The sequence below is a fragment of the Caulobacter sp. 10L414 genome, from assembly GCF_056395525.1.
Map to the genome: position 1 here is coordinate 18,496 of NZ_JBFTJR010000056.1, position 14,072 is coordinate 32,567.

Consider the following 14,072-nt stretch of genomic DNA (forward strand, 5'->3'; position numbering starts at 1 on the left):
CCGCGCCGTCGTGACCGACGCCGCCCTGCCCAACGCCGCCGCGGGCAAGCCCGCCGCGCCGCCCGCCCCGGCCAAGACCGGGGGCGAGGTCGACTGGACCAAGCTGTTCCTCGGCTTCGGGGCGATGGTCATCGGCCAGTTCATGGCCATCCTCGACATCCAGATCGTCGCGGCCTCGCTGCCGCAAATCCAGGCGGGCGTCGGGGCCAGCGCCGACCAGGTCAGCTGGATCCAGACCGCCTACCTGATCCCCGAGGTCGTGATGATCCCGCTGTCGGGATATCTCTCGCGGCTGTGGGGCACCCAGCGGCTCTACATGGCCTCGTGCCTGGGCTTCATCCTGATGAGCGTCGCCACCGGCCTCAGCTCGTCGATCGACATGATGATCCTGACCCRGGCGCTGCAGGGCTTCATCGGCGGGGCGATGATCCCGACGGTGTTCGCCGTGGCCTTCACCGCCTTCCCGCCCGAGCGCCGGATCACCGCCAGCGTCATCATGGGCCTGATCGTCACCCTGGCCCCCACCGTCGGCCCCACCCTGGGCGGTCACCTGACCGAATGGCTGTCCTGGCGCTGGCTGTTCTTCATCAACGTCCCGCCCGGCATCCTGGTGCTGTTCGCGGTGGCCAAGTGGGGCGACTTCGACAAGGGCGACCCCAGCCTGGCCAAGGGCTTCGACTGGTCGGGCCTGGCCTTCATGGCCGTCTTCCTGATGAGCATGCAGTACGTGCTGGAGGAAGGCGCCAAGGAGAACTGGTTCGAGGACGACCTGATCCTGGGCCTCACCGTCGTGACCGTGGTCACCGGCGTGGTCTTCATCTGGCGCCAGCTGACCTACAAGAACCCGATCGTCGAGCTGAAGGCCTTCGCCAACCGCAACTTCAGCATCGGCGTGATGATGACCGCGATCTCGGGCGCCAGCCTGTTCGGCGGCACCTTCCTGCTGCCGCAGTTCCTCAGCCGCGTGCGGGGCTATTCGGCCTCGGAAGTGGGCACCACCATGGTGGTCTCGGGCCTGTCGATGTTCGCCACCGGCCCGATCGCCGGCCGCATCGTGCGCAAGGTCGATCCGCGCATCCCGATGTGCGTTGGCTTCCTGCTGGCCGGCTGGGGCATGTACATGGCCCACGGCGTGACCAAAAACTGGGGTTTCTGGGAATTCGCCTGGGTGCAGGCTTGCCGCGGCGTCGGCGTCATGATCGCCATGATCGCTACCCAGCAGATCACGATGAGCACCCTGCCGCCGCACATGGTCAAGAACGCCTCGGGCCTCGTGAACCTCGCGCGCAACACCGGCGGCGCCATCGGCCTGGCGTTGCTGGCCACCAGCATCACCCAGCAGACCGCCCTCTACTTCAGCGACATGTCGTCGAAGGTGATGAACGGCGGCGAGGCCGGGACGATGATGGCGGGCCTGGCCGCGCGCATGCAGCAGCTGGGGGTCAGCGACCCCGACGGCGCGGCCCGCAAGGCGATCGGCAACATGATGAACCAGCAGGCCACGGTGCTGGCCTTCGGCGACAGCTTCACCCTGCTGGCCTACGGCTGCTTCGTGGCCGCCGTGGTCAGCCTGCTGGCCGCCCCGCCCAAGGTCCTGCCGCCGCCGCCCTCGGACGCCCACTGATGCCCAGGATCGCCGGACAGATCGACGTCGCCAAGACCGAGGCCATTCTCGACGCCGCCGTCGAGGTGATCGGCCAGCGCGGTCTCTCGGCCCCGATGGAGGAGATCGCCCGCCGGGCCGGCGTCTCCAAGCAGACGGTCTACAACCACTACGGCTCCAAGGCCGAGCTGGTGAAGGCGCTGATGGCCCGCCGCGTGGCGCGCATCACGGCTCCGCTGCGCGAGCCGGGCGCCGTCGACAATCCGCGCGAGGCGCTGGAGGCCATCGCCCGCTCGATGCTGGAGACGGTGATCACCACCAACGGCTATTCGGTGCTGCGGGTGATCATCCAGGGCGCGGGCGAGATGCCCGATGTGGCCAGCGAGGTGTTCGAAGCCGGCCCCCGCCAGGCCCGCCGCCAGCTGGCCGCCTTCCTGGAGACCGAAACGAAGCTGGGCCGCCTGGCCGTCGACGACGCCGAGCAAGCCGCCGAGTTCTTCGCCGGCATGGTCATGGGCCACAGCCAGCTGCGGGCCCTGCTGCGCCTGCCGTCCGACCGCACCGCCGCCGAGTTCCACGCCCAGGCCGCGGCCGCCGCGGACCGGTTCATGCGGGCCTACGCGCCTTAGGGCCGATCGACGTCTAGTATCCCGGTCATCCTCATCCGAGCCTTCCCCGCGAAGGCGGGGATCCAAGCCGAACCAGCAGACGACCCACGGCCGCGCCACATTCTGAACGCCAGCTTGGCTCCCCGCCTTCGCGGGGAAAGACGGTCCTGTGGGGCTGTGATCGAGTGAATCTCAATCAGCCCTAGAGCTCTTGCCGCCCACGAAAAAGCCCGGCGGATCGCTCCGCCGGGCCTCGTTCGTTCAGCCTGGGGCCGAAGGGGATCAGCCTTCGGCTTCGTCGGGCATGCCCATCATGTGGAAGCCGGCGTCGACGTGGACGACTTCGCCCGTGGTCGAGCGGCCCAGGTCCGAGACCAGCCACAGGGCGGCGCCGGCGACGCCTTCCATCGAGGTGTCTTCCTTCATGGCGCTGAAGGCGCGGCCCTGGGCGATCATGCCGCGGCCGCCGGCGATGCCGGCCAGGGCCAGGGTGCGCATGGCGCCGGCCGAGATGGCGTTGACGCGGATGCCCTTGGGGCCGAGGTCGCGGGCGATGTAGCGGGTCGCCGCTTCCAGGGCGGCCTTGGCCACGCCCATGGTGTTGTAGTTCGGGATGGTCCGCTCCGACCCGAGATAGGTCATGGTGATCAGCGAGCCGCCGTTCGGCATGATCTTGGCCGCGCGCTTGGCGACGTCGACGAAGCTGAAGGCCGAGATGTTCATGGCCGTGAGGAAGCCCTCACGGGTGGTGTTGTCGACGAACGAGCCCTTCAGCTCGTCCTTGTTGGCGAAGGCCACCGAGTGGACCACGAAGTCGAGCGTGCCGAACTTCTCCTCGACGGCGGCGAAGGCCGCGTCCATCGAGGCGTCGTCGGTGACGTCGGCCGGGATCAGGGTGGTCACGCCGATGCTTTCGGCCAGCGGGCGCACGCGGCGCTCCAGCGCCTCGCCCTGGTAGGTGAAGGCCATCTCGGCGCCCTGGGCGGCCAGCTGGCTGGCGATGCCCCAGGCGATCGAGTTGTGGTTGGCCACGCCCATGACGAGGCCCTTCTTGCCCGCCATCAGCTCGCCCTTGGGGAATGCGTAGTCGTCGGCCATCGGTCGGCTCCTTGGATCTTGGATCGCTGGTTAGCAGGCGGGCTTCCGCTTCGGAACCCGCCCGCCCCGGCGTGTCTGGAAAAGGCTCAGTCGGCCTGGCCGAAGATCAGCGTGCCGTTGGTGCCGCCGAAGCCGAAGCTGTTGGACATCACCGTGTCGAGCGGCTTGTCGGCCCGCTGGCGCAGGATCGGCAGGTCGGCGAACTCGGGGTCGAGGTTCTCGATGTTGGCGCTCTCGGCGGCGAAGCCGTTCTTGAGCATCAGGATCGAGTAGATCGCCTCCTGCGCGCCGGCCGCGCCCAGGCTGTGGCCGGTCAGCGACTTGGTCGACGAGATCAGCGGCGCCTTGTCGCCGAACACCTCGCGCACCGCGCCCATCTCCTTGCTGTCGCCGACCGGGGTCGAGGTGCCGTGCGGGTTCAGGTAGTCGATGCTGCGGCCGCCGGCCTGCGCCATCGCCAGCTTCATGCAACGGGCCGCGCCCTCGCCCGACGGAGCGACCATGTCGTAACCGTCGGAGTTGGCGGCGTAGCCGATCAGCTCGCCATAGATCTTGGCCCCGCGCGCCTTGGCGTGCTCGTATTCCTCGAGCACCACGATCCCCGCGCCGCCGGCGATCACGAAGCCGTCGCGGTCCTTGTCGTAGGCGCGGCTGGCCACGGCCGGGCGGTCGTTGAAGTTGGTGCTCATGGCGCCCATGGCGTCGAACAGGTTCGACAGGGTCCAGTCCAGCTCCTCGCAGCCGCCGGCGAAGACGATGTCCTGCTTGCCTAGCTGGATCTGCTCGGCGCCCGCGCCGATGCAGTGGGCGCTGGTCGCGCAGGCCGAGCTGATCGAATAGTTGATCCCGCGGATCTTGAACCAGGTCGACAGCACCGCCGACGGACCCGAGCTCATGGCCTTGGGCACCGCGAACGGACCGATCCGCTTGGGACCCTTTTCCTTCGTCGTGGCCGCGGCCTCGACGATGACGCGGGTGGACGGGCCGCCCGAACCGACGATCAGGCCCGTGCGCTCGTTGGAGATGTCGCTCTCCTCGAGGCCGGAATCGCTGATCGCCTGTTCCATGGCGATGTGGGCGTAGGCCGTGCCGGGCGCCAGGAAGCGCGCGGCGCGGCGATCGACCAGGCCTTCCCACTCGATCTGGGGGGCGGCGTGCACCTGGCAGCGGAAGCCGAGTTCCGCGTACTCCGGCGCGGCGACCACGCCCGACTTGGCCTCGCGCAGCGAAGCCAGCACCTCGTTGGCGTTGTTGCCGATGGACGAGACGACGCCCAGTCCCGTGACGACGACGCGACGCATATCAGTACCTCTTTCTCCCCGATCGCCGGAGCCGGCTCCTTGAACAGAACGGCCGGCCTGTCGGTTGGATCAACCCGCCATCTGTTCGGCCGTGAACAGGCCGACCTTGAGGTCCTTGGTTTCGTAGATCACCTTGCCGTCGGCTTCCATGACGCCGTCGCCGATGCCCATGACCAGCTTGCGCATGATCACGCGCTTGAGGTCGATCTTGTAGACGACCTTCTTGACGTCGGGGGTCACCTGGCCGGTGAACTTCACTTCGCCCACGCCCAGGGCGCGGCCGCGACCCGGCGCGCCCGACCAGCCCAGGAAGAAGCCGACCAGCTGCCACATGGCGTCCAGGCCCAGGCACCCGGGCATGACGGGGTCGCCGATGAAGTGGCAACCGAAGAACCAGAGGTCCGGCTTGATGTCGAATTCAGCTTCGACATAGCCCTTGCCGTACTTGCCGCCCTCGGATTCGATCCGGACGATGCGATCGAACATCAGCATCGGCGGCACGGGCAGCTGGGCGTTGCCAGGGCCGAACATTTCGCCCCGGCCGCAGGCCAGGAGCTCTTCGAAGGTGTAGGCGCTCTTTTGCATGCGAACGCCCCTAGCACGGCGCCGGGGCGGGCCTCAATGTTACATTCGGCGACAATTGGTGAGAGCCACCCCGAAATGGGCGCAAATCAGCGCCCTTCGGGACACTGCAGGGTCTCTTTGGCCCCCCAGATCTCGTCTTCCGGGGCCCAGCCCGACGCGCCGTCGGCCTTCAGGCGGCACCAGCCCTTCTCGCACTTGTCGAGATTGGCGATCGATCGGCCGGCCAGGTAGGCGCTGATCCGCGACTCCGGCTTGGGCGAGGCGCGCAGGGGCAGGGGGCTGTCCTGCACCCGCATGGCCGTGCGGCGGCCGTCGGTGGTGCGCTTGTGCACCCAGGCCAGGCCGCCTTCGGGATCGCAGATCCGCCGCCACTCGCGGGTTTCGGCCACCACCTGCACCGGCAGGCCCTTGGCCTTGTAGATCCACAGCAGGCGGTGCTGCTCGTCGGGGCCCTGGCGCGCATTGACCTCGCCGTACTTCAGAACGACGTAGCGCGGCACCGGCAGGCCCGAGGGCGTCGTGGCTGGGGGCTGGGCGAGGGCGGGGCCGGCCAGCAGCAGGGTCGCCGCCGCGAGACCGCCCAGCGCCAATCCGCCCAGCGAACGATGTTTGCATTTCACCGGCATGTTGCTTGGCCGCTTCCGGCCCCTTTGCTACAGATTTCGAATGCCCGTCAGGGAAAGGCTTTTCGGACCGCCCATGCCTGCCCGCAAGCTCAAAGTCGTCGTCACGCGCAAGCTGCCCGATCCGGTCGAGACGCGCATGTGCGAACTGTTCGACACCGAACTGAACCTGTCAGACAAGCCGATGACCGCCGATGAGCTGGTCGACGCCATGGGACGGGCTGATGTTCTGGTGCCGACCATCACCGACCGCATCGACAGTCGCCTTCTGTCGCGATCCGGCGAAAGGCTCAAGCTGATCGCCAATTTCGGGGCCGGGGTCGACAATATCGACGTCGCCACCGCCAATGCGCGGGGGATCATCGTCACCAACACGCCAGGCGTCCTGACCGAGGACACCGCCGACCTGACCATGACCCTGATCATGGCCGCCTCGCGCCGCGTCGTCGAAGGCGCCGAGGTGGTCAAGGCCGGCGAGTTCCAGGGCTGGTCGCCGACCTGGATGCTGGGCCGCCGCTTGTGGGGCAAGCGCCTGGGCATCGTCGGCATGGGCCGCATCGGCCAGGCCGTGGCCCGCCGCGCCAAGGCCTTCGGCATGCAGGTGCACTATCACAACCGAAAGCCCGTCAGCCCGCGCATCGCCGAGGAGCTGGGCTGCACCTACTGGGAAAGCCTCGACCAGATGCTGGCCCGGATGGACATCATCTCGATCAACTGCCCGCACACCCCGGCCACCTACCACCTGCTGTCGGCCCGGCGGCTGAAGCTGCTGCGGCCGCACGCCATCGTGGTCAACACCGCCCGCGGCGAGGTCATCGACGAGGGGGCCCTGGCCAACATGCTGGCCCGCGGCGAGATCGCCGGCGCGGGCCTGGACGTCTACGAGCACGAGCCGGCCATCAATCCCAAGCTGCTCAAGCTGCCCAACGTCGTGCTGCTGCCCCACATGGGCTCGGCCACCGTCGAGGGCCGCATCGACATGGGCGAGAAGGTCATCGTCAACGTGAAGACCTTCATGGACGGCCACCGCCCGCCCGACCGGGTCATCCCGGCGATGCTGTAGGCGGAGCAACTCCCGGAAACTTGTTAACATTGACTCGCGTTTAAGCTGAGTTTTGGTTAATCTGCTTTCCGCTGCGGGGGCGGCTTTCGCGTAACGGTTCCAACAGTGTTGTCCATCCTCGCGCGCTCAGGGGGGGGCCTGGACGACCCGACGGCGTCGGTGTTTGCGCGTGAGGCCTGGCGGTTCCAGAAGCCGGTGGTCGTGGCCCTGAAGACCTGCGGTTCGATGCTGGACGGCGGTGAGGCCGCCTACTGGCGCTGCGTCAGGGCCAGGCGCGAGGCCATCGATGAGAACGCCGGCTTCGCCATATGGAGCGGCGTGCGAGAGCGCGGCTATGTCGTGAGCCAGGACGCCTTGGGCGCCTCTCCCCAGAAGACGCCGCCGCTTCGTTTCATGACGCAGGTGGCCTTCGACCGGGAGCCTCGGAATGGTTCGGCGTCGGCGCCGTGGGAGTTCGCCATGCTGGCCGACGGCATCCAGCGTCAGGTCATGGCCAATGTCGCCCGCTCGCCGGCGAAAGCCGAAATCCTGCGGCACGCTAGTGAGTTCACCCTGCTGCAGCGCCTGTTCCGGGCCGGCTTCGCGGGTGATCTGGGGCCCAGGTTCCGCAAGGCCGACATGGCGGCGCTGATGAAGGCCGCTCGCGTCGCCGATCCGGTGAAGCGGGTGGCGACGCCGGACTGGCAGGTTCCCCGCTCCGCCGCCCAGCGCGTGCTGTCGGGCAGCCCCGGGGAGGTCATCCTCGAGGCCGGCAACGGCATGCGGTTCAGCGACTCTGAAACCTGCCAGGGCGTGCGGCTCTAGCCCCGCATGTCCCCCGTCTCCATGAACCGCTGGTGCCACGACAGCGCCTCGCCCGGCAGGGTCGGGGTCTGGCGGCCATAGGCGCCCAGCTGGGCGCGCTGGAAGTAGTCTTCCAGGCCCGGACGGAAGTCGGGGTGGGCGCAGTTGTCGATGATCACCCGGGCCCGCTGCTTGGGCGACAGGCCGCGCAGGTCGGCCAGGCCCTGTTCGGTGACGATCACCTGGACGTCCTGGTTGATGTGGTCGACGTGGCTGACCTGCGGGACGATGGCCGAGATCTTGCCGCCCTTGGCCGTCGACGGGGTCATGAAGATCGACACATAGGCGTTGCGGGCGAAGTCGCCCGAGCCGCCGATGCCGTTCTGGATGCGCGAGCCCATCACGTGGGTCGAGTTCACCGCGCCGTAGATGTCGGCCTCGATCAGGCCGTTCATGGCGATGCAGCCCAGGCGCCGGATCAGTTCGGGGTGGTTGGAGATCTCCTGCGGGCGCAGGATCATCTTGTCGCGGAAGCTCTGCATGTCGGCGTTGAGGCCGGCGGCGGCCTCAGGGCTCAGCGAGAAGGCCGTGGCCGAGGCCATGCGCAGCTTGCCGGCGGCCAGCAGGTCGAGCATGCCGTCCTGGATCACTTCGGTATAGGCGGTCATGTTCTCGAACGGTGCGTCGACCAGGCCCGTCAGCACGGCGTTGGCGATGTTGCCCACGCCCGACTGCAGCGGCAGCAGCGAGGCGGGCAGGCGACCCATCTTCACCTCGTGGGCGAAGAACTCCAGCAGGTGGCCGGCGATCGCCAGGGCCGAGGCGTCGGGCGCGGCGAAGGGCAGGTTGCGGTCGGGCGCGTCGGTCTCGACCACGGCGACGACCTTGCTGGGATCGACCCGGAAATAGGCCTCGCCGATGCGGTCGTCGGGCCTCACCAGCGGGATCGGCACGCGGCTGGGGGGCAGGGCGGTGCCGTAGTAGATGTCGTGCATCCCCTCCAGCGCCGGGTTCTGCCAGCGGTTGACCTCGAGGATGATCTTCGAGGCGCGGTCCAGCCAGGTCTTGTTGTTGCCCACCGACGAGGAGGGGATCAGCGAGCCGTCGGCGCGGATCCCGGCGATCTCCACGACCGCGGTGTCGAGTGTTCCTAAGAACCCCTGCCAGGCCATCGGGGCCACTTGGCTGAGGTGCATGTCGAAATACTCCATCTCGCCGCGATTGATCTTCTCGCGGGCGATGGGGTCGGAATTGTAGGGCAGGCGGAACTCGACGCCGTCGGTCTTGGCCAGGGCGCCGTCCAGCTCCGGACCGGTCGAGGCGCCGGTCCACACCTTGACGCGGAACGGCTCGCCGGCGGCGTGGGCCGTCTCGATGCGCTCGGCCAGGGCCATCGGCACGGCCTTGGGATAGCCCGAGCCGGTGAAGCCGCTCATGCCGACGGTCGAGCCCGGCTCGATCAGGGCGGCGGCGTCCTGCGCGCTCATGACCTTGGCCGCCAGGCCGGGGTGGGCGATGCGAGAGTTGGTCATCGGTTTTCTCCCTTGGCCGACCGGCGGCAAGGGGGAGGTCCGCCGGGACCGGCGGCCGGCAACCTAGACCAAACGATCCACCGACTCGACCCCGTAAAGCCCCGTAGGCACAAGGTTTTCGCCGAACGGCGCTATGCTCCGCAGGCGGGGCATCCGGGATCCGCGCCGATCCGCACCGTGCGGGTTTCGGCCGCCAGGGCGTCGTAGATCAGCAGGCGCCCCGACAGCGGCTGGCCCGCGCCGGCGATCACCTTGACGGCCTCCAGGGCCATCATCGAACCGATCACGCCAGCCAGCGCCCCGACCACCCCGACCAGCGCGCAGGTCTCGGCGTCCGGCGGGATCTCGGGCACCAGGCAGCGATAGCAGGGCTGGCCGTGGAACACCCCGACCTGGCCGGTCCAGCGCCCCAGGGCCCCGCTGACCAGCACCTTGCCTTCGGCGAGGCACGCGTCGCTGACGGCGAAGCGGGTGGAAAAGTCGTCGGTGCCGTCCAGCACGATGTCGTAGTCGCGCACGATCTCGCGGGCGTTGGCCGCATCCAGCCACACGGGGTGGGGAACCACCGTCACGTTCGGATTGAGCGCCGCCAGATGCGTCGCGGCCGCCTCGACCTTGGGCTTGCCGACATCGGTTTCGGCATAGAGCACCTGCCGCTGCAGGTTCGACAGCGACACCGCATCGGCGTCGGCGAGGCCGATCGTCCCCACGCCCGCGGCCGCCAGATAGAGCGCAGCCGGCGCGCCCAGGCCCCCGGCGCCGACGATCAGAACCCTGGCCGCCTTGAGCTTCTGCTGCCCCGGCCCACCGATCTCGCGCAGCACCAGGTGGCGGGCGTAGCGCTCGACCTCGCGTTCCGAAAAGCTCATGGCGCTTGACCCTCCAGGCCGGCCTCGCCACATGCGAAGCCATGCAAAGCTCGAACTCGTTCCCCGACTGGCACGGCACCACCATTCTCGCGGTGCGCAAGAACGGCCAGACCGTGATCGCCGGCGACGGACAGGTCTCCATGGGCCCAACCGTCGTCAAGGGCAACGCCCGCAAGGTCCGCCGCCTGGCCGGAGGCGCGGTGGTCGCCGGCTTCGCCGGGGCCACGGCCGACGCCTTCACCCTGATCGAGCGGCTGGAAGCCAAGCTCGAGCAGTATCCCAACCAGCTGGCCCGGGCCTGCGTCGATCTGGCCAAGGACTGGCGCACCGACCGCTACCTGCGCCGCCTGGAGGCCATGCTGCTGGTCGCCGACAAGGACGCCATCTACACCGTCACCGGCGTCGGCGACGTGCTGGAGCCGGGCGAGAGCCCCGGCGGCGGCGCGGTCGCGGCCATCGGCTCGGGCGGCAACTACGCCCTGGCCGCCGCCAAGGCGCTGATCGACCAGGACCTGAGCGCCGAAGAGATCGCCCGCCGCGCCATGGCCATCGCCGCCGAGATCTGCGTCTACACGAACGGCAACCTGACGGTCGAAGGGCTGTAGGTCTCTTCAAGTCGTCATCCCGGCTCTCCGCTTCGCTGCGGCCGGGATGACGACTAGAGTGGACTAGACAGAAAAGCTGGCGTTCGAGGACCCGACACCATGCTCAAGATCCTTCCCCCCGCTCTTATCGCCGCCGCCATCGCTGGCCCCGCGCTCGCCCAGGAGATCTCGGCCGCGCCCATCGAGGCCGCCGAGCGGGCCTTCGCCGCCGACGGCCTGGCGCTGGGGATCAGGGGCTCGTTCCTCAAGCACATGGCCGACGACGCCATCGCCTTCGCGCCGGGGCCGGTGAGCGCCCGCGAGCTCTACGAAAAACGCCCCGGCACGAACGAACCCAGGCTCTTCTGGTGGCCGCAGAAGGTGGTGATCGCGCGGTCGGGCGACCTTGGCCTGTCCTTCGGGCCCTGGTCGATCGACGACAAGCGCGGCGGCTACTACGCCACGATCTGGCGCAAGGGCGCGGACGGGGTGTGGAAGTGGGTCTATGACGGCGGCGCCGAGGCCGATCCCGGCAAGGCCCCCGGTCCCGACGCCGCCGCCCAGGTCGGACCGCCGGCTCCCGAGGGCGCGGCGTCCCAGGCCCAGGGCTTCGAGGCCGCTCGCGACGCCGAGGCCGCGCTGGCCGCCGCCGCCTCCACCGACGCCCCCGCCGCCTACCGGGCCGTGCTGACCGCCGACGCCTGGCTGCTGGGGCCCAAGGGCTCCAAGACCCTGGCCGGCAACGACCTTTCCGCGCGCCTGGCCTTGCGTGCGGCCTCCATCGCCCTGCGCCCGCAGGGCGGCGGCGCGTCGGGCGCTGGCGACCTCGTCTGGACCCACGGCGAGGCGACTTGGAGCGGACCCGATAACAAACCCGTCGCCGCGCACTATATGCACGTGTGGCAGAAACGCGCCGAAGGCTGGCGCCTGATCTTCGAGACCCTGATCAACGACACATGACCGAGTTCTCCCCCCGCGAAATCGTCTCCGAACTGGATCGCTTCATCGTCGGCCACGCCGAGGCCAAGCGCGCCGTGGCCGTCGCCCTGCGCAACCGCTGGCGCCGCCGCCGCACTCCGGCCGACCTGCAGGACGAGATCACCCCCAAGAACATCCTGCTGATCGGCCCCACGGGCGTGGGCAAGACCGAGATCGCCCGGCGCCTGGCCAAGCTGGCCCAGGCCCCGTTCCTCAAGGTCGAGGCCACCAAGTTCACCGAGGTCGGCTATGTCGGCCGCGACGTCGACCAGATCGTCCGTGACCTCGTTGAAAGCGCCCTGGCCATGGTGCGCGACAAGCGCCGTTCGGGCGTGAAGGCGAAGGCCGAAGCCGCCGCCGAGGACCGCATCCTCGACGCCCTGACCGGCCCCGGCGCCACGGCGGCCCGCGACAGCTTCCGCAAGAAGCTGCGGGCCGGCGAGCTCGACGACAAGGAGATCGAGCTGCAGCTGGCCGACAACGGCGGCGGCGGCATGTTCGAGATCCCCGGCCAGCCGGGCGCCTCGGTGCTGAACCTCGGCGAGATGATGAAGTCGTTCGGCGGCGGCCGCACCAAGACCCACAAGACGACGGTCTCGGGCGCCTGGGCGCCGCTGATCGCTGAGGAGAGCGACAAGCTGCTCGACCAGGAGGCCCTCACTCAAGAGGCGCTGGCCCTGGCCGAGAACCACGGCATCGTCTTCCTCGACGAGATCGACAAGGTGGCCAGCTCCTCGCAGCGCGGCGGCGCCGACGTTTCCCGCGAAGGCGTGCAGCGCGACCTGCTGCCGCTGATCGAGGGCACGACGGTGTCGACCAAGTACGGGCCGGTGAAGACCGACCACATCCTGTTCATCGCCTCGGGCGCCTTCCACGTGGCCAAGCCGTCGGACCTGCTGCCCGAACTGCAGGGCCGCCTGCCGATCCGCGTCGAGCTGAAGGGCCTGTCGCGCGACGACATGCGCCGCATCCTCACCGAGCCGGAAGCCAACCTGCTGCGCCAGCACCAGGCCCTGATGGCCACCGAGAACCTGACCCTGGTGTTCACCGACGAGGCCATCGACGCCCTGGCCGACGCGGCCGTGGCCGTCAACGCTTCGGTCGAGAACATCGGCGCCAGGCGTTTGCAGACCATCATGGAAAAGGTGGTCGAGGAAATCAGCTTCACCGCCACCGACCACGGCGGCGAGACGGTCACCATCGACGCCGACTACGTCAACCAGCGCGTCGGAACCCTGGCGGCCAACGCCGATCTCAGCCGGTATATTCTGTAGGATCCCTCTCCCCTTGCGGGAGAGGGTGGCCTCCCGAAGGGAGGTCGGGTGAGGGGTCGACGGGCCTTTCCGCCGCGACGAAGGATAAGCGGGTAGGTATTCAACCTTCTGAGAGACCCCTCATCCGACGGTCTTCGACCGCCACCTTCTCCCGCAAGGGGAGAAGGAGATCGTCGTGACGAAAAACAGCCCGGGCGTCGCCGTCCGGGCCGCGAAGTCAGAGGGGATGTTACTAGGGGGATACGGCGTACAAATGCGCGTCCAGCGAGTCTGGTTCCATGAAGCTCTCGTGACGACGTGCGACACTAAGTCTTTGTTTCCAGAGGCCCGGTAAGCCCGATCTCGGTAAACGCCCCTTAACCATCTGCGGCCACAAGGTAGGCTTCGAAGTGCTTCGGAGTGGTTCATGGCGCGAGTGGCGCGGCGATCGAATGTGGAGCTGGTCTGGGAGGCGGTGCGCTATGGCTGGGACCAGCCGTGGACGGCCCGGTTCCGGGGCGGCGTCCTGGCAGTTCTGGGCGCGGGTCTGCTGCTGTCCCTGGCCACCTACGACGCCTCCGATCCCAGCTTCAACGCCGTCAGCGGCGCACCGGCCAGCAACGCCCTGGGCGGCGCCGGCGCGGTGATCGCCGACGTGGTCGTCCAGTCGCTGGGCTTGGCCGGCTGGGTCGCGGCGATCATGATGCTGGTGTTCGGCCTGGCCCGCACCGCCCAGCCCGACCCCGACGCCCACCGCCGCGAACTGCGCGTGCGGGCCGGCGTCGGCGTGGCGGGCCTGCTGGCCCTGGCCGGCTTCCTGACCGTGCTGGCCAAGCCCGCCGTCTGGCCGCTGGCCAAAGGCCTTGGCGGGTTCTGGGGCGACGGCCTTCTGAACCTGCTGGCCGGGATCTTCAGCTTCGCCCACATTCCCGGCGCCCGGGTGATCGCCGCCCTGCTGCTGCTGGTCGGGGCGGTGGTCGGCGTCGGCTATGCGCTGGGCGTGCGCCGCATCGACCCCGAAAGCATCATGGCCCTGGTCGCGCGCCTGACCGCGCCGCGTGAACGCGCGCCCCGCCAGGAACCCGAGCCGCAAGCCGCCCGCGCCCCGCGTCCCAAGGCCGCCCCGCGCCGCCCGGTGCGCGACGCCATCGACGCCATCGACAGCGACGAGCCGCAGGCGCCCGCGCCGCGC

General features: G+C 69.1%; 14 protein-coding genes. 8 read left to right on the plus strand and 6 right to left on the minus strand.

Annotation, left to right across the window (positions count from 1 at the left end; translation table 11 throughout):
• Positions 1-10: 10 nt before the first annotated feature.
• Positions 11-1,624 (plus strand): DHA2 family efflux MFS transporter permease subunit, encoded by a 1,614-nt coding sequence (locus AC1DCG_RS19665; RefSeq protein ID WP_477041614.1) that lies wholly within the window; start codon positions 11-13, stop codon positions 1,622-1,624.
• Positions 1,624-2,232: a TetR/AcrR family transcriptional regulator gene (locus tag AC1DCG_RS19670; RefSeq protein WP_477028736.1), complete on the plus strand. Its 609-nt coding sequence runs from the start codon at positions 1,624-1,626 to the stop codon at positions 2,230-2,232. Before AC1DCG_RS19665 ends, AC1DCG_RS19670 begins: the two co-directional genes overlap by 1 nt.
• Before the next feature lie 261 nt (positions 2,233-2,493).
• Here AC1DCG_RS19670 and AC1DCG_RS19675 read toward each other — a convergent pair whose 3' ends face one another.
• The 4 genes from AC1DCG_RS19675 to AC1DCG_RS19690 form a co-directional block, all read right to left on the minus strand.
• The gene (locus AC1DCG_RS19675; protein ID WP_477028735.1) at positions 2,494-3,309 is read right to left on the minus strand and encodes an enoyl-ACP reductase FabI; all 816 of its coding nucleotides are present in this window, start codon (positions 3,307-3,309) and stop codon (positions 2,494-2,496) included.
• Positions 3,310-3,395: 86 nt separating this feature from the next.
• On the minus strand, positions 3,396-4,610 hold the full coding sequence (gene fabB / locus AC1DCG_RS19680) for a beta-ketoacyl-ACP synthase I (RefSeq protein ID WP_477028734.1): 1,215 nt from the start codon (positions 4,608-4,610) through the stop codon (positions 3,396-3,398).
• Between the two features lie 69 nt (positions 4,611-4,679).
• Entirely contained in the window at positions 4,680-5,195 is a 516-nt protein-coding gene (gene fabA, locus AC1DCG_RS19685) for a 3-hydroxyacyl-[acyl-carrier-protein] dehydratase FabA (protein WP_165258469.1), read from the minus strand.
• An 86-nt stretch (positions 5,196-5,281) separates the two neighbouring features.
• Positions 5,282-5,821, minus strand: coding sequence for an SH3 domain-containing protein (locus tag AC1DCG_RS19690; protein WP_477028733.1), 540 nt, complete (start codon positions 5,819-5,821; stop codon positions 5,282-5,284).
• A gap of 73 nt (positions 5,822-5,894) precedes the next feature.
• Between AC1DCG_RS19690 and AC1DCG_RS19695 the strand changes: the two genes are divergently transcribed.
• Entirely contained in the window at positions 5,895-6,881 is a 987-nt protein-coding gene (locus AC1DCG_RS19695) for a 2-hydroxyacid dehydrogenase (protein WP_165258465.1), read from the plus strand.
• A 159-nt stretch (positions 6,882-7,040) separates the two neighbouring features.
• Positions 7,041-7,685, plus strand: a complete 645-nt coding sequence (locus AC1DCG_RS19700; RefSeq protein WP_477028732.1) for a hypothetical protein — start codon at positions 7,041-7,043, stop codon at positions 7,683-7,685.
• Here the strand turns inward: AC1DCG_RS19700 and AC1DCG_RS19705 are convergent.
• Together AC1DCG_RS19705 and AC1DCG_RS19710 are read right to left on the minus strand one after the other, a co-directional pair.
• The gene (locus AC1DCG_RS19705) at positions 7,682-9,196 is read right to left on the minus strand and encodes an acetyl-CoA hydrolase/transferase family protein (RefSeq protein WP_477028731.1); all 1,515 of its coding nucleotides are present in this window, start codon (positions 9,194-9,196) and stop codon (positions 7,682-7,684) included. The genes AC1DCG_RS19700 and AC1DCG_RS19705 overlap by 4 nt on opposite strands.
• 131 nt (positions 9,197-9,327) lie before the next feature.
• A complete protein-coding gene (locus AC1DCG_RS19710) occupies positions 9,328-10,065 on the minus strand; it encodes a HesA/MoeB/ThiF family protein (protein ID WP_477028730.1) in 738 nt (245 codons plus the stop codon).
• Between the two features lie 5 nt (positions 10,066-10,070).
• Between AC1DCG_RS19710 and hslV the strand changes: the two genes are divergently transcribed.
• The 4 genes from hslV to AC1DCG_RS19730 all read left to right on the plus strand — a co-directional run.
• On the plus strand, positions 10,071-10,670 hold the full coding sequence (gene hslV / locus AC1DCG_RS19715; protein WP_165258457.1) for an ATP-dependent protease subunit HslV: 600 nt from the start codon (positions 10,071-10,073) through the stop codon (positions 10,668-10,670).
• 99 nt (positions 10,671-10,769) lie between these two features.
• Positions 10,770-11,609 (plus strand): DUF4440 domain-containing protein, encoded by an 840-nt coding sequence (locus tag AC1DCG_RS19720; RefSeq protein ID WP_477028729.1) that lies wholly within the window; start codon positions 10,770-10,772, stop codon positions 11,607-11,609.
• Positions 11,606-12,901, plus strand: coding sequence for an ATP-dependent protease ATPase subunit HslU (gene hslU, locus AC1DCG_RS19725; RefSeq protein WP_477028728.1), 1,296 nt, complete (start codon positions 11,606-11,608; stop codon positions 12,899-12,901). Before AC1DCG_RS19720 ends, hslU begins: the two co-directional genes overlap by 4 nt.
• 406 nt (positions 12,902-13,307) lie before the next feature.
• Positions 13,308-14,072, plus strand: a 765-nt coding sequence (locus AC1DCG_RS19730; RefSeq protein WP_477041615.1) for a DNA translocase FtsK 4TM domain-containing protein, incomplete at its 3' end; no start/stop codon positions are given.